26 protein-coding genes, 1 pseudogene and 1 riboswitch are annotated in these 24,529 nt (G+C 60.1%); of the genes and pseudogenes, 12 read left to right on the top strand and 15 right to left on the bottom strand.

The annotated features are described in order from the left end of the window. Nucleotides 1–61: 61 nt before the first annotated feature. A complete protein-coding gene (locus AC4ICF_RS08620; RefSeq protein WP_116340790.1) occupies nt 62–496 on the bottom strand; it encodes a winged helix-turn-helix domain-containing protein in 435 nt (144 codons plus the stop codon). Between the two features lie 722 nt (nt 497–1,218). On the opposite strand from AC4ICF_RS08620, the gene AC4ICF_RS08615 reads away from it, so the two are divergent. Both AC4ICF_RS08615 and AC4ICF_RS08610 read left to right on the top strand, forming a co-directional pair. Next, nucleotides 1,219–2,061, top strand: coding sequence for a winged helix-turn-helix domain-containing protein (locus AC4ICF_RS08615; RefSeq protein WP_302220780.1), 843 nt, complete (start codon nt 1,219–1,221; stop codon nt 2,059–2,061). Beyond that, a complete protein-coding gene (locus AC4ICF_RS08610; RefSeq protein ID WP_162874952.1) occupies nt 2,039–2,530 on the top strand; it encodes a hypothetical protein in 492 nt (163 codons plus the stop codon). Before AC4ICF_RS08615 ends, AC4ICF_RS08610 begins: the two co-directional genes overlap by 23 nt. A gap of 65 nt (nt 2,531–2,595) precedes the next feature. On the opposite strand, the gene AC4ICF_RS08605 is transcribed toward AC4ICF_RS08610, so the two are convergent. Next, the gene (locus AC4ICF_RS08605; RefSeq protein ID WP_116340796.1) at nt 2,596–2,955 is read right to left on the bottom strand and encodes a winged helix-turn-helix transcriptional regulator; all 360 of its coding nucleotides are present in this window, start codon (nt 2,953–2,955) and stop codon (nt 2,596–2,598) included. A 100-nt stretch (nt 2,956–3,055) separates the two neighbouring features. On the opposite strand from AC4ICF_RS08605, the gene AC4ICF_RS08600 reads away from it, so the two are divergent. Then, complete coding sequence (locus AC4ICF_RS08600; protein WP_163328684.1) at nt 3,056–3,805, top strand: SDR family oxidoreductase; 750 nt, start codon at nt 3,056–3,058, stop codon at nt 3,803–3,805. A gap of 1 nt (nt 3,806) precedes the next feature. Here the strand turns inward: AC4ICF_RS08600 and AC4ICF_RS08595 are convergent, their stop codons facing one another. Next, nucleotides 3,807–4,310, bottom strand: a complete 504-nt coding sequence (locus AC4ICF_RS08595; protein ID WP_316380089.1) for a DedA family protein — start codon at nt 4,308–4,310, stop codon at nt 3,807–3,809. Between the two features lie 154 nt (nt 4,311–4,464). Beyond that, nucleotides 4,465–4,634: riboswitch (M-box (ykoK) riboswitch) on the top strand. 60 nt (nt 4,635–4,694) lie between these two features. On the opposite strand from AC4ICF_RS08595, the gene AC4ICF_RS08590 reads away from it, so the two are divergent. Then, complete coding sequence (locus tag AC4ICF_RS08590) at nt 4,695–5,696, top strand: magnesium transporter (protein ID WP_166710703.1); 1,002 nt, start codon at nt 4,695–4,697, stop codon at nt 5,694–5,696. On the opposite strand, the gene hpxK is transcribed toward AC4ICF_RS08590, so the two are convergent. The 7 genes from hpxK to hpxU all read right to left on the bottom strand — a co-directional run bounded on the left by hpxK (nt 5,662) and on the right by hpxU (nt 12,034). After that, nucleotides 5,662–6,924 (bottom strand): allantoate amidohydrolase, encoded by a 1,263-nt coding sequence (gene hpxK / locus AC4ICF_RS08585; RefSeq protein ID WP_316380094.1) that lies wholly within the window; start codon nt 6,922–6,924, stop codon nt 5,662–5,664. The two genes, AC4ICF_RS08590 and hpxK, sit on opposite strands and share 35 nt — an antisense overlap. Next, nucleotides 6,921–8,162: a pyridoxal-phosphate-dependent aminotransferase family protein gene (locus AC4ICF_RS08580; protein ID WP_316380088.1), complete on the bottom strand. Its 1,242-nt coding sequence runs from the start codon at nt 8,160–8,162 to the stop codon at nt 6,921–6,923. The genes hpxK and AC4ICF_RS08580 overlap by 4 nt, the downstream gene beginning before the upstream one ends. Before the next feature lie 13 nt (nt 8,163–8,175). After that, entirely contained in the window at nt 8,176–8,913 is a 738-nt protein-coding gene (locus tag AC4ICF_RS08575; RefSeq protein ID WP_008499843.1) for an amino acid ABC transporter ATP-binding protein, read from the bottom strand. Beyond that, nucleotides 8,894–9,550 carry an amino acid ABC transporter permease gene (locus AC4ICF_RS08570; RefSeq protein WP_014883296.1) on the bottom strand — a complete coding sequence of 219 codons (657 nt, stop codon included), beginning with the start codon at nt 9,548–9,550 and terminating at the stop codon, nt 8,894–8,896. Before AC4ICF_RS08570 ends, AC4ICF_RS08575 begins: the two co-directional genes overlap by 20 nt. Continuing rightward, nucleotides 9,550–10,215: an amino acid ABC transporter permease gene (locus AC4ICF_RS08565; protein WP_166710697.1), complete on the bottom strand. Its 666-nt coding sequence runs from the start codon at nt 10,213–10,215 to the stop codon at nt 9,550–9,552. The genes AC4ICF_RS08570 and AC4ICF_RS08565 overlap by 1 nt, the downstream gene beginning before the upstream one ends. 4 nt (nt 10,216–10,219) lie before the next feature. Continuing rightward, complete coding sequence (locus AC4ICF_RS08560) at nt 10,220–11,002, bottom strand: transporter substrate-binding domain-containing protein (RefSeq protein ID WP_041910577.1); 783 nt, start codon at nt 11,000–11,002, stop codon at nt 10,220–10,222. Between the two features lie 192 nt (nt 11,003–11,194). Then, nucleotides 11,195–12,034, bottom strand: a complete 840-nt coding sequence (hpxU, locus tag AC4ICF_RS08555) for a MurR/RpiR family transcriptional regulator HpxU (RefSeq protein WP_316380087.1) — start codon at nt 12,032–12,034, stop codon at nt 11,195–11,197. A 142-nt stretch (nt 12,035–12,176) separates the two neighbouring features. On the opposite strand from hpxU, the gene hpxW reads away from it, so the two are divergent. Genes hpxW through hpxZ form a run of 4 tightly spaced genes read left to right on the top strand, consistent with a single transcriptional unit; the run spans nt 12,177 to nt 15,736 of the window. Next, entirely contained in the window at nt 12,177–13,760 is a 1,584-nt protein-coding gene (hpxW, locus tag AC4ICF_RS08550) for an oxamate amidohydrolase (protein WP_316380086.1), read from the top strand. 10 nt (nt 13,761–13,770) lie between these two features. Beyond that, nucleotides 13,771–13,959 (top strand): oxalurate catabolism protein HpxX, encoded by a 189-nt coding sequence (hpxX, locus tag AC4ICF_RS08545; protein ID WP_316380085.1) that lies wholly within the window; start codon nt 13,771–13,773, stop codon nt 13,957–13,959. Continuing rightward, nucleotides 13,956–15,353 (top strand): AtzE family amidohydrolase, encoded by a 1,398-nt coding sequence (locus AC4ICF_RS08540; RefSeq protein WP_302220803.1) that lies wholly within the window; start codon nt 13,956–13,958, stop codon nt 15,351–15,353. The genes hpxX and AC4ICF_RS08540 overlap by 4 nt, the downstream gene beginning before the upstream one ends. Then, entirely contained in the window at nt 15,350–15,736 is a 387-nt protein-coding gene (hpxZ, locus tag AC4ICF_RS08535; protein WP_116340818.1) for an oxalurate catabolism protein HpxZ, read from the top strand. The genes AC4ICF_RS08540 and hpxZ overlap by 4 nt, the downstream gene beginning before the upstream one ends. A 69-nt stretch (nt 15,737–15,805) precedes the next feature. On the opposite strand, the gene puuE is transcribed toward hpxZ, so the two are convergent. The 3 genes and pseudogenes from puuE to AC4ICF_RS08520 all read right to left on the bottom strand — a co-directional run bounded on the left by puuE (nt 15,806) and on the right by AC4ICF_RS08520 (nt 18,213). Further along, complete coding sequence (puuE, locus tag AC4ICF_RS08530; RefSeq protein ID WP_226857586.1) at nt 15,806–16,705, bottom strand: allantoinase PuuE; 900 nt, start codon at nt 16,703–16,705, stop codon at nt 15,806–15,808. Next, nucleotides 16,623–17,497 (bottom strand): annotated as a pseudogene (hpxA, locus tag AC4ICF_RS08525) (allantoin racemase). The gene puuE and the pseudogene hpxA overlap by 83 nt, the downstream one beginning before the upstream one ends. Further along, nucleotides 17,497–18,213, bottom strand: coding sequence for a GntR family transcriptional regulator (locus tag AC4ICF_RS08520; RefSeq protein WP_316380084.1), 717 nt, complete (start codon nt 18,211–18,213; stop codon nt 17,497–17,499). Before AC4ICF_RS08520 ends, hpxA begins: the two are co-directional and overlap by 1 nt. A 144-nt stretch (nt 18,214–18,357) precedes the next feature. Between AC4ICF_RS08520 and AC4ICF_RS08515 the strand changes: the two genes are divergently transcribed. Continuing rightward, a complete protein-coding gene (locus AC4ICF_RS08515) occupies nt 18,358–19,854 on the top strand; it encodes an NCS1 family nucleobase:cation symporter-1 (protein WP_166710685.1) in 1,497 nt (498 codons plus the stop codon). Nucleotides 19,855–19,952: 98 nt separating this feature from the next. Further along, the gene (gene guaD / locus AC4ICF_RS08510; RefSeq protein ID WP_163328665.1) at nt 19,953–21,272 is read left to right on the top strand and encodes a guanine deaminase; all 1,320 of its coding nucleotides are present in this window, start codon (nt 19,953–19,955) and stop codon (nt 21,270–21,272) included. Here guaD and uraH read toward each other — a convergent pair. Together uraH and uraD are read right to left on the bottom strand one after the other, a co-directional pair. After that, complete coding sequence (gene uraH, locus AC4ICF_RS08505) at nt 21,252–21,575, bottom strand: hydroxyisourate hydrolase (RefSeq protein WP_116340830.1); 324 nt, start codon at nt 21,573–21,575, stop codon at nt 21,252–21,254. The two genes, guaD and uraH, sit on opposite strands and share 21 nt — an antisense overlap. Next, nucleotides 21,572–22,072: a 2-oxo-4-hydroxy-4-carboxy-5-ureidoimidazoline decarboxylase gene (gene uraD, locus AC4ICF_RS08500; protein WP_316380083.1), complete on the bottom strand. Its 501-nt coding sequence runs from the start codon at nt 22,070–22,072 to the stop codon at nt 21,572–21,574. The genes uraH and uraD overlap by 4 nt, the downstream gene beginning before the upstream one ends. Nucleotides 22,073–22,311: 239 nt before the next feature. Between uraD and hpxO the strand changes: the two genes are divergently transcribed. Both hpxO and hpxD read left to right on the top strand, forming a co-directional pair. Then, entirely contained in the window at nt 22,312–23,466 is a 1,155-nt protein-coding gene (gene hpxO, locus AC4ICF_RS08495) for an FAD-dependent urate hydroxylase HpxO (protein WP_316380082.1), read from the top strand. Nucleotides 23,467–23,483: 17 nt separating this feature from the next. Next, nucleotides 23,484–24,518, top strand: coding sequence for a molybdenum cofactor-independent xanthine hydroxylase subunit HpxD (hpxD, locus tag AC4ICF_RS08490; RefSeq protein ID WP_316380081.1), 1,035 nt, complete (start codon nt 23,484–23,486; stop codon nt 24,516–24,518). Nucleotides 24,519–24,529 lie beyond the last annotated feature (11 nt).

Here is a 24,529-nt window from a genome sequence, read left to right as displayed (position 1 = left end):
GCATGCTAACCCCTCACCTTGTACGATTAACCGTAACGGTGATAACTTCATGCAGAAGACGCTAATTTATTGAAGATTTCAGTAATAACGATTCTTTATTATCACTCACCATACTGCTTTGCCAGATAAAGGATGCCCTGATGTAAACAGGTTCCATAATTGCACGGTTTGCAATATAGCCTTTACCTTCTACGCGGGTGATAAAATTTGGTTCAACCCCCAGATTCGTCAGTTTTTTCTTTAATTCGTTCATGACTTGCCATAAACGTGGAGTGGATGCTTTAAGGCCATACCCCTCCCAGACATTGCGCATGATCTCGTCATCAGGTATGAGACCCGTATTTGCTTTCTCCAGGATAAAATCCAGCAAATGAAACATCGTCCTTCTCAAACGAACGGGTTTTGATACAATGTTTAAAGGTATCAACAGGGACTGCTCTTTCATGAAGAACACCCCTTCAGAATCGCTCCCCAGTAAATAACCTAATCGTTTCATTGTGCTGCACCTCCACTAAACCGCTGGAAAATTACAGTGTTCATTCCGTTTTAATAAAACCTTTAGATGCTATGCGGCTAATATAGATCTGGGAGAATCAAAACATCAATTTATGTAAACCATAAGTCTAAATGTTAACACCCAACGCCAAAAACAGCACATAACACCATTTAAAAACAAAAAACCAGTACATTATTCCAATAAGTAGCATTAACGTAAATTCATTGCAGTTAAACCTCCAGTTATAATCATGAAGTTCTATCTCCTTTATTCATCTCAAAAAAAGAAGAATGTTTTATAATAACGTCGGCTATTAACATGCATAACAGCTCCACATCCCACAGTTTATTAACACGGTTTTTATCCCCTCCTGTTTAGATCGGTTACCACGGTTTTGGTCAATAAGTCCGAAGCCACAGTGATAAGTCGATATTCCGTTGCTGGCAGGGGCTAATGCATCCCACCAGTTCCGCTAGTGCCTCGCGTTCAATCACTTCTGCGACCTAGCCTAGCAACGTCAGATGTCATAAAGCTACATGTATCGCCAATTGATTAATTTACAAATAAATAATCCAGTAAAACGGATTTTTACAAAAATTAACTCTGGTATAAGGGGGGGGTATTCAGATTGTGCTAAACTGCCGCAATCTTGAATTTGGCGCTTTAATAATCAGATAAAGCATTTTTTTTAACCCCCCTTAACGGGCAAACAGGACGCTGGAATGGTTTTCTGGATTGATTCGACGGTACGATTTCGCCCGGAGGATGGGTGTTTGTGGTCTTACGAAGACGAGAGTTCAGCTATCGTTCTGACCCTGACCATGAAGCGCCTCCTCACGCTGCTGCTGGAAATGCGAGGTCACACGCTGACCCGGGACAAACTGCTGGAGTGCGTCTGGGATGCAAACGGCCTTCGCTCTTCAGGCCATACGCTGAATAAATATATTTCTGAGTTAAGAAAGTACTTAACGCAGTTAGGAATGAGGCGCGAATGCATTGTAACCATACCCCGCGTAGGGTTTATGTTTAATGCAGATATTGATGTACAGTTTCAACTGAGTGAGACGAGCAAGGCAGACGCACAAATACCCGTGCTCTCTTCGGAAAAGCAAGACAACGCCGGGAAGAGTGAATCCGGATTTGCAGACAAGGTAAGCAACTTCGCGCGTTATTCCTCCCTAAACTATTTGATCTTCATCTTGTCGATCGCCGCTATGGGCGTTTTATTAACCGCTTGTGGCTATCTGCTCTCGCAGTCCGTTGTGATCAACAGAGAGGATATTCCGCGCTTTTTCTTATTTAACTATCAAAGCTGCCCTGTCTATACCGTGCAAAAAAACTCAGTGGCCCTTTCTGAAAAGAAAAAGAAGCTTTTCCTCGAACTTGCTGCGAAAGAAAATATATTATGCCTGAGCGGCACCTCTTTTCTTTATCAGGCTTCAGAGTCTTATATTTTTGGAAAAAAAGGACGAGCGTTCATCAGTAGCTGCACTTCTGATGAAAATAACTATCTCTCGTGCCTCAACTTCTACTGGTCCGGGCATGAAAGTAATGATGAGATTTAAATACGCTTTTATAGCCGCCCTGACAGCCATATTGTTAGCTGGCTGCGGTGCGGTTCTTTATCACCACCATACCTCTCCTGGCATAAGGGTTAACTGCTCTGCCTTAATCCAGTATGACCACCGGGAACCGGACTTTACGTCTGTCGTTGAAGTTAATTTTCGCCTATTTAAAAATAATACGGGCAGAGCAACGCTATCTGGCACGATCAACACTCCAGGAGAGAGGCAGACAATTTCCCGCAGCATTGCGTTTGCCTGGGACGCACTCTCTCCCGATGAAATTACCTTGCACAGTTTTGCCTATATAAAGAACATCAAAGACAGTGCAAGGGATGAAATATTCAAAAAAAGCTTTTTATATGCTCCGAAAGGGGCCAGCAGACAGCTGCGGCTCAGCCCGTTGAAAAACGCGTGGCTAATCGGCAACGTGCAGTCGCCTTTTGCTCTATGCATTAATAAAATGCGGTAACGATACCAGCCCCCAAGGGGGCCGGTTCTTACGCTACATCACCACCCCCACTCCAGAAACGCTGGCTAACGCTCCAGCTGGTCGCCGTACTCGCTCATCCAGGCGGCCAGCGGGGAGAGTGCGTCCTGAAGGGTTAACCCCAGCCCGGTTATCTGATACTCCACGCGCGGCGGGATCTCCGGGTAGACCGTCCGCGTCACCAGCCCGCGCTGTTCAAACAGGCGCAGCTGCTTCGTCAGCTCTTTCTGGGTGATGGGGGCAGCCGCCCGCAGCAGATCGCCGAAGCGGACGGGCGCGTTGATCACAATCAGGCGATAGAGGATCGGGATTGCCCACTTGCCGGAAATCAGGTTGACAAACTGCGTCATCGGGCAGGTATAAACCTCAGATTTTTTTTCACAGCACTCAGTCAGCATTTCCGCCATAGCACACCTCTTGCCTCTTTAGTATCCATTTGGTACCTGGTTTCCTTTCGATACTAACGTTTCTGTAGTGCTTTCTCCAGTGACTTTTCAGGAGAAGAACATGGGTCGTTTAACAGATAAATATACGCTGATTACCGGCGGCACCAGCGGTATTGGTCTTGCCACCGCGCAGGCGTTTATCGCCGAAGGGGCGCACGTCGCCGTGACCGGACGCAACCCGGCCACCCTTGCCGAAGCAGAACGTATTCTGGGCGATAAGGCCTGGGTGATCCCGACCGATGCGGGAGATATCACAGCGCAACGCGCGCTGGCGGAAACCCTCGCCGCCCGCTGGCCGCGCCTGGACGCGGTGTTTCTCAACGCAGGCGACGTGACGCACGCGCCGCTGGAAGCGTGGCAGGAAGAAGCCTGGGACCGCCTGATGGGCATCAACCTGAAGGGACCGTTCTTTTTAATTCAGGCGCTGCTGCCGCTGCTGAATAACCCGTCGTCGGTGATCCTCTGCGGCTCCGTGAGCGCGCGCATCGGCCTGCCCACCAGCAGCGTGTATGCCGCGAGCAAGGCCGCCCTGCTGTCGCTGGCGCGCACCCTGTCGGCGGAGCTGCTGCCGCGCGGGATCCGCGTCAACGGCCTGAGCCCCGGCCCGGTGGAAACCCCGGCGTTTACGAAGACAGGCTTAAGCGAAGAGACGCTTAGCGCGATGATGGCGGACATCATCAAGCTGGTGCCGCTCGGCAGAATGGGCTCGACGACGGAGCTGGCAAAAGCCGCGCTCTATCTGGCGTCAGACGAGTCGAGCTACACGGTAGGGACGGAGCTGCTGGTGGACGGCGGAATGGGAAGTCTGTAACTCAAAATGCGCTGATGCCGGTGACCGCGCCGACATACAGCGCCGCCCACGCGCAGGCGGAAAGCAGGCTGACGGCGTAGACCTTGACGGCGTTCAGCCTGAGCATCCCCGCCGCCAGCGGCACGATATAACGCAACACCGCCAGAAAGCGCGACGTAAACAGCACAACGACGCCGTTCTTTTGCAGCTGATGCTGTACCCGCAAGAACTTATCGGCATGCTTTGAGGTGAAACGCGTGACCAGCCGGGTGTGCCCCATCAGCTGGCCGATATGGTAATTCAGCACCGACCCCGCCGTTGCCCCCAGCACCACGGCGAGCCACGCCAGCGCAGGATGCATGCTCCCGTGGCTGACGGTTATGCCCGCCAGCAGCATCACCGAGGCGGGCGGCAGCACGGAGGAGACCAGCACCGTCGACTTGCTCAGCGCCATCACGAATAACAGCGCGAACAGATGTGCCGGATACAGCGCAAAATGATTCAGCAGATTATCAACCCACGCCATTTTTCGTCCCCCGTTAATTAATCCTCCATTTAAAAGGAATAACCTTAAATAAACCCTCAACATTTTACTAATAAGATTTATCTAAACCATCCTTAAACATTATTTAATTTCCCGAGCGGTAATATCAAATAAGCGTATTATTTCTCTCGTTTTACAACGATCTCGTTATGGCGAGGCTCCTGTACAAATACACGTTATCGCTCTGGTGGGTTCGAGAGAACCGGCACAGGGTAAAACAGGCACTGTCGAATCAAGGCTTTGTCAGTATAACTTCCCTTGCGGGATACGGTGTACAGTGCTGAACCCAGGACGTGGGGATCTCCTCTTCGACATGCCCTGTCTTGCTCGCCCCTGAGAGATGTTATTATTCAAAGGGAATTCACTATGTCTTACGCTATTCACAACCAGAACCTGGCATTCAATGACAGCGCGGTCGCGCAATATATGAATACCGATTTTATCGTCCTCGACATTTCATTATGCGTCGCGCTGGCGCGCGAGCAATTCTTCGAAAAATTAAAAGACGATGATATTCCGTCGCATATTTTTATTGAAGACCATGGACGCCTGGCGGGCATGATTGCCGTGCGCAAATTATTGCAGGTCACGGATACCGTGCAGCCAATTAAAAGCCTGATGATTTCGCAGTTTTTGCAGGTTAAACCGGAGGATGAACGTGCCGATGTTGCCGGGCTGCTGGCCCACGGCGAGGCGGACGTCGTGCCCGTGGTCACCCACGGCAAGCTCGTCGGCTGCCTGACCGAGCGCGAAATCGCCCACCTGCTGGAAGACGACGTCACCGAAGATGCTCAGCTTCAGGGGGCGACGCTGCCGCTGGAGAAGCCCTATCTGGAAACCAGCGCCTTCAGCTTGTGGAAGAAACGCTCCGTCTGGCTGCTGCTGCTGTTTGTCGCGGAAGCCTACACCAGCTCGGTGATCCAGCACTTTGAAGAGGCGCTGGAGTCCGCCATCGCGTTGGCGTTCTTTATTCCGCTGCTGATCGGCACGGGCGGCAACAGCGGAACGCAGATCACCTCCACGCTGGTGCGCGCCATGGCGCTGGGTGAAGTGCGTCTGCGCGACGTGGGCCGCGTGCTGCGCAAAGAGATGACCACCTCGCTAATGATTGCCGTGACGCTCGGTATCGCCGGGTGTATCCGCGCCTGGATGATGGGGATTGGGCTGGAAATTACGCTTATCGTCAGCCTGACGCTGGTGTGCATTACGCTCTGGAGCGCGATCGTGTCGTCCGTCATTCCAATGGTGCTCAAGCGCTGCGGCATTGACCCGGCGGTCGTCTCCGCGCCGTTTATCGCGACGCTTATCGACGGTACCGGGCTGATTATCTACTTCAAGATCGCGCAATATACGCTGGGGCTGGAGTAACGCGGTCCGCCAGCTGAATCACCGCGCGCGAAAACGCCTCAATCGCCAGCGCAACATCCTCAGCCATCACCGATTCCGCCGGATGGTGGCTGACGCCTCCCCTGCAGCGTACGAAGAGCATGCCTACCGGCCAGCGTTCCGCGATGGCAATCGCATCGTGGCCCGCACCGCTTGGCAGCGAGAGCGACCGCTCCTGTACCGATTTAACGGCCTCCCCCAGCACGCTCTGCAGGTGGCGATCGCACGGCGTGGCGGCAATGCGGTAAAACTCCTCGGCGCTAAACGCCAGCCCGCGGCGCGATGCGATCGCCTGGGCATGTTCCAGCAGGTCGTTAAGCAACCGATCCAGCGGCACATCCTGCGGGCCGCGAATATCCAGCGAGAGCTCAACCTCGCCGGGGATCACGTTCACCGCCCCCGGCAGGCAGCGCAATTCCCCGACCGTCGCCACCAGGTTGCCGCCCTGCTGTCGGGTAGCGTTTTCAATGATAACCATCCACTCGGCGGCGGCGGCCAGCGCGTCCCTGCGGTGGTGCATCGGCACGGTTCCCGCGTGCCCGGCCTCGCCGGTGAAGCGGCAGTTCAGACGACGCGCGCCGTTAATGGCTTCCACCACGCCAAGCGCGAGCGCCTCCTGCTCAAGACACGGCCCCTGCTCAATATGCAGCTCCAGATAGGCGCTGAAATCCTCCTGACGGCGTGCGGCATTCGACACGCGGGCGGGATCGAGCCCCACCTGGGTCATCGCCTGCGCCACGCTGATGCCGCTGGCGTCGGTTTTTTCCAGCCAGCCCTGCGGCCAGGTGCCCGTCAGTCCCCGGCTGCCTAACAGCGTAATGCCGAAGCGGGTGCCCTCTTCGTCGCAAAAGCCGACAATTTCGATGGCCTGTGCCAGATGCACACCCTGCTGGTGCAGGCTGTCCACCACTTCGATGGCGGTGAGCACCCCGAGCATGCCGTCGTAGCGCCCGGCGTTGCGCACGGTATCCAGATGCGAGCCGAGCAGTACCGCCTGCGCTCCTTCCTGCGCGCCCTCGTAGCGGCCGCAGATATTGCCCACGCTGTCCTGCCAGACGGTCATTCCCGCCTGGCTCATCCACTGCCCCACCAGCTGGTTGGCCTGCAGATGCTGCGTGGAGAGATAGACCCTTGTCAGCGCATCCGGGGTTTCGCTGATGGCGGCCAGCGCGTCAGCGCGGGCCATCACCCGTTCTGCCGCCGGGCTCATTGCGGCGTCTCGCGGCGATAGTGGTCCCACGCGGCCTGCATGGCTGCCCCCTGCGTAGTGGTGAATTTCAGGTAATTGAGCACCGATTCCAGCGCGCTCAGGGTGGTCATCACGCAGTCCTTGCGCGCGTTATAGCCCATAGTGCCGATGCGCCACACTTTGCCGTGCAGCGGGCCAAACGAGGTGCCGATTTCAATCCCGAAATCCTCCAGCATCAGCTTACGCACCTGGTCGCCATTGACGCCCTGCGGGATTACCACGCCCAACACGTTGTTCATCTTGTGCTTCAGATCGCCGAAGGTCTCCAGCCCCATCGCCTGGATCCCCTTCAGCAGCGCATCGCCGTGCAGCTTGTGGCGGGCGATGCCGTTATCCAGCCCTTCCTGGAGGATCAGACGCGCACATTCGCGGGCGCCAAACAGCGCGGTCGTGGCTTCGGTGTGGTGGTTCAGCCGCTCCGGCCCCCAGTAGTCCATCACCATGCCGAGATCGAAGTAGTTGGAGTAGATCATCTCCTCGTCCCCGTCGCGGTGGGCGTCGGTGCGAATGCCCTCCTCAACGCATTTGCGGCGGCGGATCGCCTCCTCCATGCGCGCGCTCAGGGTGATCGGCGACGTGCCCGACGGGCCGCCGAGGCACTTCTGCATCCCGGCTGACACAGCATCCAGCCCCCAGGCGTCGGTCTCCAGCGCGTTGCCGCCGAGCGACGCGGTGGCGTCGGTGTAAAACAGCACGTCGTAGCGGCGGCAGATGGCGCCAAGCTCGGCGAGCGGCTGCAGCATGGTGGTGGAGGTGTCGCCCTGCACGGTCAGCAGCAGGCGCGGACGAATGCGCTTAATCGCATCCTCGACCTTGTCCGGGGTGAACACCTCGCCCCACGGCACCTCAATGGTATGCACCTCCGCGCGGCAGCGGCGGGCAATTTCGCACAGCAGATGACCAAAGCGGCCAAAGACCGGCACCAGCACCTTATCTCCCGGGCGGATGGCGGAGACCAGAATGGCTTCAATCCCCGCGCGGGAGGTGCCGTCCACCAGCATCGTCCAGCGGTTCTCGGTGCGGAACACCCCCCGGTAGAGCGCCATCACCTCGTTCATGTAGTGGGTCATAGCCGGATCGTACTGGCCGATCAGCTGGCTCGACATGGCGCGCAGCACGCGCGGGTCGGCGTTGATCGGGCCCGGCCCCATCAGCAGACGCTGGGGCGGGTTGATTTGCGGAAATTGTGCGATATCCATTTATCAGTCCTTATCAGTTGAGGCCGCGCACGGAGGAGATGAACTGCTTCAGTTCCGTGGTCTGCGGGTTGGCGAACAGCGTTTTGCTGTCTCCCTGCTCCCAGACTTTCCCCTGGTGCATAAACACCACGCGGTCGCCCACTTCGCGGGCAAAATTCATTTCATGGGTCACGAGGATCAGGGTCATCCCCTCGGCCGCCAGCTGCTCCAGCACCTTGAGCACTTCGCCCACCAGCTCCGGGTCGAGCGCGGAGGTGATCTCGTCACAGAGTAAAACTTTAGGCGACATCGCCAGCGCGCGGGCAATCGCCACGCGCTGCTGCTGGCCGCCGGAGAGGCTCGACGGGTAGTAATCCAGACGATCGCCTAAGCCCACTTTCTCCAGCATGCGCTGCGCCAGCTCGCGGCATTCAGCGGCGCTTTTCTTCAGCACCCGACGCGGGGCGAGCATCACGTTTTCCAGCGCCGTCATGTGCGGGAACAGGTTGAAGCTCTGGAACACCATCCCGACCGAGCGGCTGATTTCACGCGCCTGGGAATCCCGGTCGGTAATGGTCATACCGCCCAGCTTGATGCTGCCGTCCTGATAGCCTTCCAGCCCGTTGATGCAGCGCAGCAGCGTGCTTTTGCCCGACCCGCTGCGCCCGATAATGGAGATCACCTGGCCCATGTCGATATCCAGATCGACGCCCTTGAGCACGTGGTTATCGCCGTAGTATTTCTGCACCTGATTAATGGTGATGAGAGGCATTGAATTTCGTCTCCAGATAGCGGCTGTAGCGCGACAGCGGATAACACAGAATAAAGTAGCCGAGCGCCACCAGCGCAAAGACCTTAAACGGCTGATACGTCACGTTGGTCAGCATGGTCCCGGCCTTGGTCAGCTCGATAAAGCCGATAATCGACGCCAGCGCGGTCCCCTTGATCACCTGTACGGCAAAGCCGACCGTCGGCGCAATGCCGATGCGCAGCGCCTGCGGGGCGACCACGCGAAACAGGGTCTGGCCAAAGGTCAGCCCCAGACAGCGCGAGGCTTCCCACTGCCCCTTCGGCAGCGCGCGAATGCTGCCGTACCAGATATCGAGCAGAAACGCGCTGGTGTAAAACGTCAGCGCCAGCGAGGCGGCGGTCCACGGCGAGACGTCGATGCCGAACAGCGCCACGCCGAAGAAGGCCAGGAACAACTGCATCAGCAGCGGCGTGCCCTGAAACAGCTCAATATAGCCGCGGATGATGCGCTTCACCGTGCGTCCGCCCGTCAGGCGCAGCAGCAGGAGCGGCAGCGTTACCACCGCCCCGCCGACAAACGCCACCAGCGACAGCAGCACCGTCCAGCGTCCGGCCAGCAGCAGGTTGCGAATAATGTCCCAGTCGGTAAAGGTGGTCATCATGCCTGCACCCCCAGCCATTTGCGTCCCGCCGCCATCATCAGCTGGCGCAGGGTAATCGACAGCGCTAAGTAAATCCCGGTTGTCACCAGATAAACCTCAAAGCTCAGAAACGTTCTGGACTGGATCAGGTTGGCGGCGAAGGTCAGCTCTTCATACGAGACCTGCGACACCACCGACGAGCCGAGCATCACGATGATGCACTGGCTCACCAGCGCCGGATAAATGCGCTGCAGCGCGGGCGGCAGCACCACGCGAATAAAGGTCTGCAGACGGGTCAGCCCCAGCACGCGCCCGGCCTCCCACTGCCCTTTCGGCGTGACCTGAATGCCCGCGCGGATGATTTCGGTGCTGTACGCGCCCAGGTTCACCACCATTGCCAATAGCGCCGCTTCCCCCGCCGTCATCTTCAGGCCAAGATTCGGCAGACCGAAGACGATGAAAAACAGCTGCACTACAAACGGCGTGTTGCGGATGATTTCCACGTACGCGCCCCAGATCCGGCTGTACCAGGTGGTGCGTCCGCTGCGGATCGCCGCGCCGAAAATCCCGATTGCCAGCCCGCCGATGGTTGCCATTACCGTCAGCTGAATGGTGACCCACAATCCCGCCAGCAGCTCCGGCCAGTGTGGCCAGAGGGCTGAAAAATCAAGTTGCTCCGTCATCGGCTCAGGCGCCAAGGTTTGCCGGCAGCGGGGCCTTCAGCCATTGCTCAGACAGGCCGTTCAGCGTGCCGTCCTTGATGCCCTGCTCAATCAGCGCATCCACTTTTGCCTTCAGGGCCGGTTCGTTTTTCTTCAGGCCGATAAAGCACGGCGAGTCTTTCAGCATAAAGCTCGGCACCGGGGCTTTATCCGCGTTCTGGCGCGAAATGGCCGCCACCACGAGGTTGCCGGTTGCCACGTACTGCACCTGGCCGGAGAGGTAGGCGGAGAGCGTGGTGTTGTTGTCTTCGTAGCGTTTCACGTTGGCATCTTTCGGCGCCAGGCCGGTCAGCACCATGTCCTCCACCGCCCCGCGCGTCACGCCGATGGTTTTTCCGCTCAGCGCGGCGGCGTCCTTCAGTTCAGCCCCTTTCGGGCCAAACACGCCGAGGAAGAACGGCGCGTAGGCGCGGCTGAAGTCGATCACCTTCTCGCGCTCCGGGTTTTTACCGAGGCTTGAAATAACCAGATCCACCTTATCGGTTTGCAGGTACGGCACGCGGTTGGCGCTGGTCACCGGCACCAGCTGCAGCTTGAGCTTCATCTGTTTGGCCAGATAGCGCGCCATGTCGATGTCATAGCCCTGCGGCTGCAGATCGGTCCCCACCGAGCCAAACGGCGGGAAGTCCTGCGGAACGGCAATGCGGATAGTGCCGCGCTTCTCGATATCCTGAAGCTGGTCAGCCTTTGCCGGCAGCTGTGTGAAGAGACATGCGGCCCCGGCCAGTGCAATTAACAGTTTTTTCATGGTGCTTCCCCGTAACGTTAACATGAAACAAAAGATTCTTTGAATGTGTTTTTGCAACTAATGTGCCAGATAAGGCGAAGCGGGGAATATTCTTGCGAAGCCTGATAAAACACGGACGGGTCGAAAAAACGTGCGTTTCTCCGACCCGTCACCTGCACCATTTCAATGCAAAAGCACCAGTCTGATGCCCCATTATCGTTGTTCGAGTTCGTCCAGCTGCTGATAGAGGGAGGCAATCTCGTGAATGCGCGGGCGCCCTTTATCGAGGATCTCATGCAGGAAGGCGTTCGCCAGCAGATTGATCAGGCTGTTGACCGAGGAGTAGCTGTCATAGGCCGAGACGCTGTCCAGCGGGGCGCAGAGCTGCCAGCTCGCCAGCGGAAACAGGCTGTGCGCCTGCGGCTCGCACATCAGCAGCACCTGAATACCGCTGCTCTGAAGCTGCTGCATCAGCGGACGGATAATGCGCGGGCGGCGGCGAAAGGCCATCATCACCACCAGATCGTCCGGCGTTAAGTCCACCATCTCCTCGCTCAGGCTCTGCCCCGGCTGCGGCAGGACCAGCACCTGACCGCGCGCCTGCAGCAGCTGCTGGCGCAGGTGGAGCGCCGCAGGATAGGCGTTACGCATGCCGATAATGACGATGCGCCGCGCCTTGACCATGCAGGCCATGGCGTCGGCAAACTGCTGCGCGTCGAGGGCATTGACCCACTGGGTCAGGTTCGCCATCTCCTGCTTATAGTGGCGCGCAAGCAGCGTGTTGCCCTGCACCGCGTCGCGGTTATCGGTGAGCGGCATCCCGCTCTGGCGCAGGGTGCGCAGCTCGTCGCGCATGTCCTTATATTTCTCGTAGCCCAGACGCTTAAACAGACGGCTGACCGTGGCTTTCGACACCCCGCTCAGCTGCGCCAGCTCGGCGCTGTTGTAGCTGATCAGGTCGTCAAAATGGTCGAATATAAAGTCCGCCACCCGCTGCTCCTGCGGCGACAGCGACGGGTACTGTGCTTTCAGACGTTCATCCAGTTGTTCCATAGCGCCTCTGTAACTTTTGTTTCATCACATTTTGCCTTTCATTCTACCTTTCATTATACGTGCCAGTTTACTGAAACTTTTCTTTCAGAACTGGAACAGCTTTTGCAGCACCTTGTGACTTTCAGGGTTACGAGGACTCCTCATGCAAAGTAATGTCTCCACGCACGGCATGGCCGTAGCGCCCCACCATCTTGCCAGCCAGAGCGCGCTGGCGGTGCTGCGCGAAGGCGGCAGCGCGATAGAAGCGATGGTCGCCGCGGCGGCCACCATCGCCGTGGTTTACCCGCATATGAACGGGCTGGGCGGCGATGGCTTCTGGCTTATCGTGCCGCCGGAAGGCGACCCTATCGCCATTGATGCCAGCGGCGCGGCGGGTTCGCGGGCAACGCTCGCCGCCTACGAGGGGCTCACGCACATTCCCCATCGCGGGCCGCAGGCGGCGCTGACCGTCGCCGGCACGGTGAGCGGCTGGGACGAGGCGCTGAAGGTCTCCCGCGAGATGACCGGCAAGTCGCTGCCGCTGGCTCGCCTGCTGGCCGACGCCATTGAGTATGCACAGAACGGCACGCCGGTCACGGCCTCACAGGCCCATGCCACGGCCAGCAAATTTGACGAGCTGAAGGATGTGCCAGGCTTCGCGGAAACCTGGCTGGTGGACGGTAGGCCGCCGCAGGTCGGGAGCCGCTTTTATCAGCCCGCCATGGCCTCAACCCTGACGCGCCTGGCGGAAGACGGCCTGGACAGCTTTTACCGCGGCCCGCTGGCGGACGTGCTGGCGCACGGCATGGAGACGCTGGGCCTGCCCGTGACGCTGGCCGATCTTAACGCGCACGCAGCCCGGCGCACCGCGCCGCTGAAGCTACTACATCAGCAGGGCGAGATCTTTAACCACGCCCCGCCGACGCAGGGGCTGGTCTCGCTGGCAATACTCGGCATCACCGACCGCCTGAACATGGCGGAGGCAGACGACGCCGACACCATTCACCGCATCGTTGAAGCCACCAAGCTGGCCTTTGGCCTGCGCGATGCCCACATCACCGACCCGCGCGAGCTGAAAACCGATATTCAGAGTCTGCTGGATCCCGCCTCTCTGCAGGCGCTTGCCGACAGGGTTGACGACGGCCGCGCCGCGCCGTGGGGCACCGGAAAAGGCCCCGGCGATACGGTGTGGATGGGGGTAATGGATAACAGCGGGCTCGCCGTGTCGTTTATCCAGAGTATCTATCACGAGTTCGGCAGCGGCGTGGTGCTGCCCGACACCGGCATCGTATGGCAGAACCGGGGGGCATCGTTCAGCCTCGATCCCAATCATCTTCTGGCACTCGCGCCGGGCAAGCAGCCTTTCCATACCCTGAACCCGGCGGCGGCACGTCTTAAGGACGGGCGCGTGATGGTCTACGGATCGATGGGCGGTGACGGACAGCCGCAAACCCAGGCCGCGCTTTTTACCCGCTACGTGGTTCAGGGCGTGCCTTTACAGGAAAGTATTTCCCGCCCGCGCTGGCTGCTGGGGCGCACCTGGGGACAAACTTCTGACACGTTAAAACTTGAAGGGCGTTTCAGCGCTGAGGCGGTCTCTCGGCTTCGCGGGCGGGGACACGAGGTGGAAATGTTCCCTGATTTCAGTGAAGCGATGGGCCACGCGGGCGCGATTGTCCGCCATCCCAACGGGCTATTCGAAGGGGCATTTGACCCGCGCAGCAACGGCGCAGCCGCCGGATTCTGAGGAGAAAAAAATGACGACACCACAACCCGACTGGCAGGCCTATCTTGCGCAAATGGAGTCTGTGCTAGGCGTAGAGCTGGACGATGCCCGCCGCGCCGAGCTGCATGTGCAGTTCAGCCGCATTGCCAGCATGGCCACCCCGCTGATGGCGCTGCCGCTCGACGACCGTCTGGAGATCGCAGGAGTGTATAAAGCATGACGCTACATGAGATGAGTATCAGCGACATTCAGCAGGCACTGAGCGCGGGCGAGCTGAGCGCCCATGAGATTGCCCGCCAGACGCTGGAGGCCATTGCGCGCGTTAACCCGCAGATCAACGCCTGGACCGCCGTGACGGAAGCACGCATGCTCGCCGAGGCTGAGAACATCGACACCCTGCGGCGCGAAAAGCGCCCCCTGCCGCCGCTGGCGGGCGTGCCCTACGCGGTGAAAAACCTGTTCGACGTTGCCGGACACACCACCCTCGCGGGGGCAGAGCTGTTCAGCCAGCGCCCCGCCGCGGCCGCCGACAGCTTCGCCGTGCGCCAGCTGCGCAGCGCGGGCGGGCTGCTGTCCGGGATGGTGAATATGGACGCCTACGCCTACGGCTTTACCACCGAGAACAGCCGCTACGGCGCGACGCGTAACCCACACGACCTGACGCGCATTGCGGGCGGGTCCTCCGGCGGTTCAGCTGCCGCCGTGGCCGCCGGGCTGGTGAACTTTTCGCTCGGCACCGATACCAACGGGTCGATTCGCGTTCCGGCCTCCCTGTGCGGCATCTACGGCCTGAAGCCCACCTTTGGCCGCCTGTCGCGCTCCGGCAGCCATCCATTTGTCGCGAGCCTGGATCATATCGGCCCCTTTGCCCGCCGCGTGTGCGACCTGGCGTCCGTGTACGACGCGCTGCAGGGTCGGGACAGCAGCGACGGTTTTCAGGCAGAGAGCTCGCGCGAGCAGACGCGCCCCCTGCTCGATCGCGGGCTTGACGGCCTGCGCTGCGCGGTGCTCGGCGGCTACTTCACCACCTGGTGCGACACGGATGCCAGAGACGCCGTGGCGCGGGTGGCGAAGGCGCTGGACGTGCAGGATGAGCTGCAGTTCCCGGACGCCGAACTGGCGCGCTCGGCGGCGTTTATCATCAGCGCCTCCGAGGGCGGAAATCAGTATCTGCCCGCGCTTCGCCGCGAGCCCGAGCGTTTTGAGCCGCACTCCCGCGAACGACTGCTGGCCGGGGCGATGATCCCCTCCGCCTGGTATATTCAGGCCCAGCGGTTCCGCGCGCAGGCCCGGCAGGCGTTTCACGCGCTGTTAGCCCAGGCCGACGTGCTGATCGCCCCCGCGACGCCGCGCAGCGCCACGCGGATTGGCGAACAAACCATGGAGATTAACGGTCAGCCGCTTCCCATTCGCGCCAGCATGGGCATGCTGACCCAGCCGATATCATTTTTGGGTCTGCCCGTGACCACCGTTCCGCTGCGTACCGCGCAGGGTGCGCCTATTGGCCTGCAACTGATTGCCGCGCCGTTTAACGAGCAGGCCTGCCTGCGCGTCGCGCACGTGCTGGAAGAGAGCGGCATCGCCGACGCGCGTCCGGCGGAGGTGGCCGCATGATGAATCACGATGACATTAACCTGCCGTGGGTAGTCGCCGAGGTGACCGCCGCGTTTTACCGCTATGAAGACGCGCTGGTGAGCAACAACATTGCGGTGCTGGACGAGCTGTTCTGGCACGACAAAAACACGGTGCGTCTGGGGGCGGGTGAAAACCTGTACGGGATTGATGAAATTCGCGCCTTCCGGGCGGCGCGCCCCGCCGCCGGGTTGCAGCGGACGTTGCGCCACACCGTCATCACCACCTTCGGGGAGGATTACGCGGTGTGCAGCACCGAGTTTACCCGGGAGGGCACGGAGCGGATTGGCCGCCAGCAGCAGACGTGGGTGCGGTTTGCCTACGGGTGGCGGATCGTGGCGGCGCAGGTGAGTTTGATGGTGTAACCCCACCGGGAATACATGGTTCCGTAGGCCGGGCAAGGCGCAGCCGCCTCCCGGCTAAACACGGCACACTTACTTCTGAAACGGATGCACCTCCCGCCAGTGGTCGGCAATCTGCTGGCGGGTACAGACCCACACCTGCTCATGCTGCTGCACGTAATCCAGGAAGCGCTGCAGCGCGCGAAAACGCCCCGGCCGCCCCAGCAGGCGGCAGTGCATGCCGATGGACATCATCTTCGGCGCGCTTTCCCCCTCTTCGTACAGCACGTCAAAACTGTCCTTCAGATAAGTGTAAAACTGCTCGGCGGTGTTAAACCCCTGCGCGGTCGCGAAGCGCATGTCGTTAGCATCCAGCGTATACGGCACGATCAGGTGAGGTTTTTGGGTGCCGTCACCGCAGGCCACTTCCGTCCAGAAGGGCAGGTCGTCGCCATAGTAGTCGCTGTCGTAGTCGAAGCCGCCGTGCTCCACCACCAGCTGGCGCGTGTTGGGGCTGTCGCGTCCGGTGTACCAGCCCGTCGGCGGCTTGCCGAACAGGTCGGTCAGCACGTGCACCGCCTTGTGCAGATGTTCGCGCTCCTGTTGGATATCCATGTGCTGATAGTGGATCCAGCGCCAGCCGTGGCTCACCACGTCGTAATCCGCTGCCCTGATTGCCTCGACGATCTCCGGGTGACGCGCCAGCGCCATCGCCACGCCGAAGACCGTCAGCGGCAGGCCACGCTTTTGAAATTCACTGTGGATCCGCCAGAATCCGGCGCGGCTGCCGTATTCGTAGAGGGAGTCCATCGACATGTGTTTGTCCGGGTAGCTGGCCGCGCCGATGATGTCCGACAGGAACTGCTCGGATCCGGCATCGCCGTGCAGAACATGGTTTTCCGCCCCCTCTTCATAATTGAGCACAAACTGCACGGCGATGCGCGCCTGATTTGGCCACCGCGCGTGCGGCGGGTTGCCCGCGTAGCCGCGCAGATCCCGCGGGTAATCCTGTTCAAAAAGTCCCATTGCCACCCCCAAAAATTAAAATGGATTCAATGCCTGAAAATGTCCGCTTAACGCTTTTTTCTCCGGAAATGCCAGATCCCCGTGCTTGCTGGTCGAGAGCCCCAGCGCCACCAGCGACTCCACCATCTTCACCGCCGCGCTGACGCCGTCGATCACCGGCACGCGCAGCTCGCGGGTCAGCTCCTGTGCCAGCGTCGCCATGCCGCCGCAGCCGAGCACGATGGCGCCGCAGCCATCCTCTTTCAGCGCCTGAATACAGCGCGCGCGCACCTTCTCCTGCGCCAGACCGCTGCCGTCTTCCAGCGCCAGCACCGGGAGATCGATAGCGTGCAGCGCCGCGCAGCGATCGTGAAAGCCATACTGGTGCAGCAGATGACGGGCAATAATCAGCGTGCGCGGCAGCGTGGTCACCACCGAAAAGCGCGTCGCCACCAGCGTCGCCATATGCATGGCGGCTTCCGCAATGCCCACCACCGGCCCGTGCGCCAGCTCACGCGCCGCCAGCAGGCCCGGATCGCCAAAGCAGGCGATGACGTGACCGTCCACGCCCTGCTCTCTGCCGAGCCTGACCTGCTCAAGAACCCCCACGGCGGCGATGGCTTCATCAAAGTGGCCCTCGATAGACGGCACGCCCGCGCCCGGACAGACCGCGAGGATCTCCGTACCTGGCGCCGCCACCGCGCGGGCCGCCGCGCCGATGGTTTCCGTCATCGCGAGGCTGGTATTGGGGTTGATCACTTGTATACAGACAGAGGACATTACGACTCCTTGTGGCCGGCAAACAGCCTGGCAAAATCAGGCAGGCACTCGCCCGCCCGCTCGAAGCAGAGGCTGGCGACGATATGTTCAAAATGGTGCATTAAGGCATCGCTTAGCGGCTCAAGCGCCTTCTGGCGCAGCAGATCCACCAGCTTTTCGTGGTCGTTGCAGCGGCAGCCCTGGCGCCACGGCGCGCCCCAGGCGGCAATCACCAGCGAGGATCGCTGGCTCAGGCTTGTCACCATCTCCGTCAGAACCTGGTTGCCGGAGATGGCCTGCAGCTGAATGTGGAAACTGGCGGAGTGGCGGATCGCCGCCGGGCCGTCGTACGCCTCGTGCGCCTGCTGCTCCTGGCGAATAATGGCCTCCAGCGCGGCGAGATGCGGCGGCTGACAGTGGGCCAGCACGTCCGGCAGGTTGGCAACCTCCAGCAGGGCGCGGGTGCGAAAGATGTGCTGCGCCTCTTCCACCGTCGGGCTGGCGACGTGTGCACCACGCTTGGGCGTTAAGGTGACCATTTGCACAGCGGCGAGTCGCTGCAGCACCTTACGGATGCCCGTGCGGCTTACGCCAAACACCTCGGCCAGCGCCTCTTCCGGCAGTTTGCTCCCCGGCAGCAGCTGATGTTCGACAATCGCGGTCATCAGCGCCTGAAAGATCGATTCGTCTTTGTCATGCAGGTCTGGCGCGGTCTGCAGGGCATTTACGTTATTCATTCACCACTCCGTCTTTTACGCTTCTTTATCGAATCGTATACATAAAATTAAAAAATTGCATACAAGATTTAATATTTTGGCCTGGATCCTGCAACACCGACTCCACTCCCACTTAACGGGTTTTCAAACACAGGAGCAGGTTTCATGCCAAACAGTCAAAACGCGCAGCAAGGTACGGCCGCTGATTCCGGTGCGGTTTACAGCCCACGTCTTTGCAATGAGGATCTGGCACCGACGCGTGACCAGAACTGGAGCTGGTACAACATCTTTTCGTTCTGGATGTCGGACGTCCACAGCATGGGGGGTTACGTTGTCGCCGCGAGCTTCTTCACGCTCGGGCTGGCAAGCTGGCAGGTGCTGCTCTGCCTGCTGGTGGGGATCTGCATCGTGCAGCTGTGCGCCAACCTGGTAGCCAAACCAAGCCAGATGGCGGGCGTGCCCTACGCGGTGATCAGCCGTCAGGCCTTTGGCGTCTTCGGGGCCAATATTCCGGCGGTGATCCGCGGGCTGATTGCCTTTGCGTGGTACGGCATCCAGACCTGGCTGGCCGCCAATGCGCTGATGCTGGTGGTGCTGAAGTTTTGGCCTTCTCTGGCGAGCCTTACCATCGGTGCCTTCCTGGGCCTGTCGCCGCTGGGCTGGATCTGCTTTGCCATCATGTGGGTACTCCAGGCGATGGTCTTCTGGCACGGCATGAGCGCCATCAAGCGCTTTATTGATATCGCCGGTCCGGCGGTTTATGTGGTGATGCTGGCCCTCGCAGGCTGGATTGTATACAAGACCGGCTTTGACGGCATTTCCTTCACCCTCGCCAGCAAATCCCTTAGCGCGGGCGAGCAGACCTGGCAGATGATCACCGCGACCGCGCTGGTGGTTTCTTACTTCTCCGGCCCGCTGCTCAACTTTGGCGACTTCTCCCGCTACGGCAAAAGCATGGGCGAGATCCGCCGCGGCAACCGCTGGGGCCTGCCGTTTAACTTCCTGCTGTTCTCCATCGTCACCGTGGTCATTGTCTCCGGCACCCAGTCGCTGTTTGGCCGCATGATCACCGACCCAATTGAAACCGTCAGCCGCGTGGGTAACGATCTGGCCGTGGCGATTGGCCTGCTGACGATGATCACCGCCACCATCGGGATTAACATCGTTGCGAACTTCGTCTCGCCGGCGTTTGATTTCTCTAACTGTTCGCCGCAGAAAATCAGCTTCCGCACCGGGGGGATGATTGCCGCCGTCGGCTCGATCCTGCTCACCCCGTGGAACCTGTTCAACTCGCCGGAGCTTATCCACTACACCCTGGACGTGCTCGGGGCGTTTATCGGCCCGCTGTTCGGCATTCTGATTGCCGATTTCTACCTGATTAAGCGCGGCAAGGTGTCGGTGGACGATCTGTTCGACGACACGCCAAAGGGCAAATACTGGTACCGCAACGGTTTCAACCCGAAAGCCATTGGCGCGCTAATCCCGTCCGTTGCCGTGGGGCTGGTGATTGGCTTTATCCCGGCCCTGCATGAGGTGGCAAACTTCAGCTGGTTTATCGGCGTCTTCCTGGGCGGCGTGACCTACCGCTGGCTGGCGCGGGAAGAGCGCGAGACGGCAGGCGCGACCTCGTTCAGCTCCCGCGTGGCGACGCAAAAAGAGTAACCCCTTCCTCCGGCCGTAGTTTATCTGCGGCCCGTTCATTCTGGCACCGTTCTTGCTGAGCCTTCTTACCCCGCTACGCAAACACTAAGGCAGGAACCATGATGGAATACCAGACTGCGATACGCGGTGCATTTTTCGATATTGCCCGGGTCTGCGACAGCGCAGACGCCATCGCCCAACACGCGCGCTACCTTGAGGACGGCCTGCTGTTTATCCAGCACGGAAAAATTCTGGCGCACGTGCCGTGGCAGGAGGGCGAGCAGTATCTTGACCCCCGCAAGGGCTACACCGACCTGCGCGGCAGGCTGCTGCTGCCCGGTTTTGTCGACACCCACGTTCATTACCCGCAAACGGAGATGATCGGTGCCTTTGGCGAACAGCTGCTGGAGTGGCTGACTACCTACACCTTCCCGGTGGAGAGCCAGTTTGCCGATGAAGCCTACGCGAAAGAGATCGCCGAATTTTTCATTCAGCAGCTGGTGAGCAACGGCACCACTACCGCGCTGGTGTTTTGCACGCTGCATCCGGAATCGGTCGAGGCGCTGTTTACCGAGGCCCTGCGCCTGAACATGCGCCTTATCGCCGGAAAGGTGATGATGGACAGACACACGCCGGACTACCTGAGCGAAGACGCGAAGCAGAGCTACCGGCAGACGCGGGCGCTGATCCAGCGCTGGCATCACCGGGGGCGGCTGGGGTATGCCATCACGCCGCGCTTTGCCCCGACCTCATCCCCCGAGCTGCTTGCCGCGGTCAGCCTGCTCAGAGAGGAGTTCCCGGATACCTGGCTGCAGACCCATCTGAGCGAAAACCCCAACGAAGTGGCCTGGGTAAGCGATCTCTGGCCGGAGCATGAGCGCTATCTGGACGTGTATCACCACTACGGCCTGACCGGCGAGCGCAGCGTGTTTGCCCACGCGATTCACCTTCACCGCAGCGAGTGGCAGTGCCTGCATGACACCGGTTCGGCGGTGGCGTTTTGCCCCACCTCAAACCTGTTTCTCGGCAGCGGGCTGTTTCGCCTGCCCGCCTGCTGGCAGCACAGGGTGCGGATGGGCATCGGTACCGACGTCGGCGCGGGCACCACCTTCAGCATGCTGCGCACCCTGGGGGAAGCCTACAAGGTGGGCCAGCTGCAGAGCTACCGCCTGCGCGCCAGCGAGGCCTTTTACCACGCCACGCTGGGCGGCGCGCATGCGCTCAGGCTGGACGATAAGATTGGCAACTTCGCGCCCGGCAAAGAGGCGGATTTTGTGGTTATCGACCCTGACGTAACGCCGCTGCAGCGCCTGCGCAATTCCCGCTGCAAGGATATTTACGAGCAGCTTTTCGTGCTGATGACCCTGGGCGACGAGCGCAACATCAGCGAGACCTGGGTCAACGGCGAGCGGGTGTGGTCAGCTACCCCGGTAGGTTGACCACCCGCCAGGGGCAATCACAAAAGGCAGATGGTAGTGTTCGTCTGCCGCCTCTCCCGTCACAAAATCAATTTGCGCGCAGGGATAGAGCGTATCGCGACCGGTTTCGCTAAACCACGCGCCGATCTCCGCCACCAGCCGATAGCGGCCCGCGGGCAGAGAGGGAACGAACGCAGTGATGCGACCCTGCGCGTTGGTCACGCCCGTGGCCAGCGTGCCCCCCTCCTGTTGCAGATGGACTGTCACACCCGCTGCGGGTTTGCCGGTTGAGATATCGAGAATATGGGTGCTGAGCGTGCTCATTCGCTAATAGCTCCTTCCAGCCGTAGCAGCGTAATTTCCCGCAGCTGTTCCAGCGCGGCACGAACTTCCTGCGCGTCGCTGTTCTCCAGCCGCGCGTGCAGCGCCTGTAAAATCTCTTCGCCGCTGCGGCCCTTCGCGCGGATCAGAAAGACGCGTCCGAAGCGGGCCTCGTAGCGGGCATTCCCCTCGCGCAGCGCCCGGGCAAGGTCAGCATCGCGGTCATTCACCGCGCCCTGCTCCTGGCGCGACAGAGCCGCCTCCGCCTGTGAGCCCGCGGGCTTTTCCCCGATGCGCGGATGGGCGCTCAGAGCTTGCGCCAGCGCCGCTTCGTCCCAGTTTTGCATCAGCGATTTTGCCGTACTGAACAATTCGTCCCGGCTGGCGTAAGGCCGCCCGTGAACCAGCGCATCGGCCCAGTCGGGGAGCGCCACGCAGGGGTGAATCAGCGCTAACGCCTTTTTGTGGGGAAGATGATTGAAGTCGTGCAGTGCGATCATAGTGTCTCCTTTATTGTCCTTCTCCAGGCTATTGCACAAACCACGCCACCTTGAGCGCAGGCGTGAAACAGTCGATTCCCTGTAGCGCAACTGGAAATTTTTGATTCATAAAAAGGCACGCTCACCGCGTTTGCGCACCTTAGCAGTGCAAACGTCTCCCTCACAACGCCGTTTTCGCCACTCTGCAGCCTGGTACGCAAATTGCTGAATGCCTTTACACCCTGCAAAAGGAGAGAAGCATGAAAGCAATCGTGATTGGCGCGGGTATTGGCGGCCTGAGCGCCGCCGTCGCGCTGAAGAGAGCGGGCATCGACTGTACCGTGTTTGAAGCCGTTAAAGAGATCAGGCCCGTCGGGGCGGCCATCTCCATCTGGCCGAACGGCGTGAAATGCATGCAGCACCTCGGCATGGGCGACATCATCGAGACGTACGGCGGGCCGATGCGTTTTATGGCCTACAAGGATTACCGGCGCGGCGACACCCTGACCCGCTTCAGTCTCGCCCCGCTGGTTGAGCGTACCGGCGGGCGCCCCTGCCCCGTCTCGCGCGCTGAACTCCAGCGCGAAATGCTGGACTTCTGGGGACGCGACAAGGTGCAGTTCGGCAAGCGCGTGGAACACGTGCATGAAGACGACGCGGGCGTGAGCGTCACCTTCACCGATGGCACCACGGCAGCCGGGGATTTCCTGATTGCCGCCGACGGCAGCCACTCGGCGGTTCGCCCGTATGTGCTGGGCTATACGCCGGAGCGCCGCTACGCCGGGTACGTAAACTGGAACGGGCTGGTAAAGATTGATGAAGAGATTGCCCCGGCGCACCAGTGGACCACCTTCGTTGGCGAGGGTAAGCGCGTGTCGCTGATGCCCGTTTCCGGCGGCCGCTTCTACTTCTTTTTTGACGTGCCGCTGCCCGCGGGTCTGGCGGAGGATCGTACCACCCTGCGCGCCGACCTCACTGGCTACTTCCGCGGCTGGGCGCCGCCGGTGCAAAGGCTTATCGCGGCGCTGGATCCTGAAACCACCAACCGCATTGAAATCCACGACATTGAGCCGTTCGACAGCCTGGTGCGCGGCAACGTCGCGCTGCTCGGCGATGCCGGGCACAGCACCACGCCTGATATCGGCCAGGGCGGCTGTGCGGCGATGGAAGATGCCGTGGTGCTGGGGGAATGCCTGCGTGAAAACCACAACATTACGCTGGCGCTGCGGCAGTACGAAGCGCTGCGCTGCGACCGGGTGCGTGACCTGGTGCTGAAGGCGCGTAAACGCTGCGACGTCACCCACGGGAAAGACATGGCGTTGACGCAGGCCTGGTATCAGGAGCTCAAAGAGGAGACCGGGGAGCGCATTATCAACGGTCTGTGCGAGACCATTCAGGGCGGCCCGTTAGGCTGAACGCAAGAGGGACAACGATGAAAAGAGAACCGACACCACCCGCCCACTGCACGTTTGAGCCAGAGGACTGGCTGCGCCTGGCGAAATGCTGGCACCCGGTTGCGCGCGCCTGCGACGTCGGCCCGGCGCCGGTCAAAGCGACCCTGCTGGATGAACAGCTGGTGATTTACCGGATCCACGACCAGGTCGTGGTCGCCCGTGACGTGTGCCCGCACCGCGGCGTGCCGCTGACGCTCGGCTTTCACGACGAGCACGGGATTATATGCCCCTACCACGGCCTCCGCTTTGGGGAAGACGGACGCTGCAACCGTATTCCGTCCAGCCCCGACCAGCCCGTTCCGGCGAAGCTGAACCTGATTAACTATGCCGTGGAGGAGCGCTTCGGCCTGATCTGGACCTGCCTGGCGTTTGACCCGGACAATCCTGCGCCGCTGCCCGCCATGCCGCACTGGGATGACGATGGATTTCAGCAGATTAACTGCCCGGCGTTTGAGGTGAACGGCTTCGCCGGGCGTCAGGTGGAGGGGTTTCTGGACGTGGCGCACTTTGCGTGGATCCACACCGATACCTTTGCGGATCCCAATAATCAGCTGGTTCCCACCTATCAGCCGCAGGAGACGCCGTTCGGCTTCGTGGCCGATTACTGGAGCTCCGTGAGCAATTACCCTGCCAGCTCTGACGTGCAGGCTCCGGACGGCTTCCAGTGGCTGCGCCATTTTGAGTTGCATCTGCCGTTTACCGCCACGCTGACGATTCATTTTCCGGGTGAATCGCGGCTGGTGATTATGAACGCCGCCTCGCCCGTGTCATCGCGCGTGACCCGCATGTTCGCCCCCATTGCGCGCAACTTTGACCTGCATATTCCGGTGGAGGACGTGCATGCCTTTAACCTGCGCATCTTCGAGGAAGATCGACTGATGGTGGAAACCCAGCGCCCGGAAAGTTTGCCGCTGGATCTGACGCTGGAAGCCCATATTCCCGCCGATAAAAGCTCAATTGCCTACCGCCGGGGACTGAAAAAAATGGGCTTTGGCGAATTTTTCCTGGTATGACGGAGGCCGAT

It is taken from the genome of Enterobacter sp. ECC_219_Taxon_10 (genome assembly GCF_058354905.1).
The sequence above is the reverse complement of the archived record's forward strand: the minus strand, read 5'-3'. Positions and strand labels throughout refer to the sequence as shown.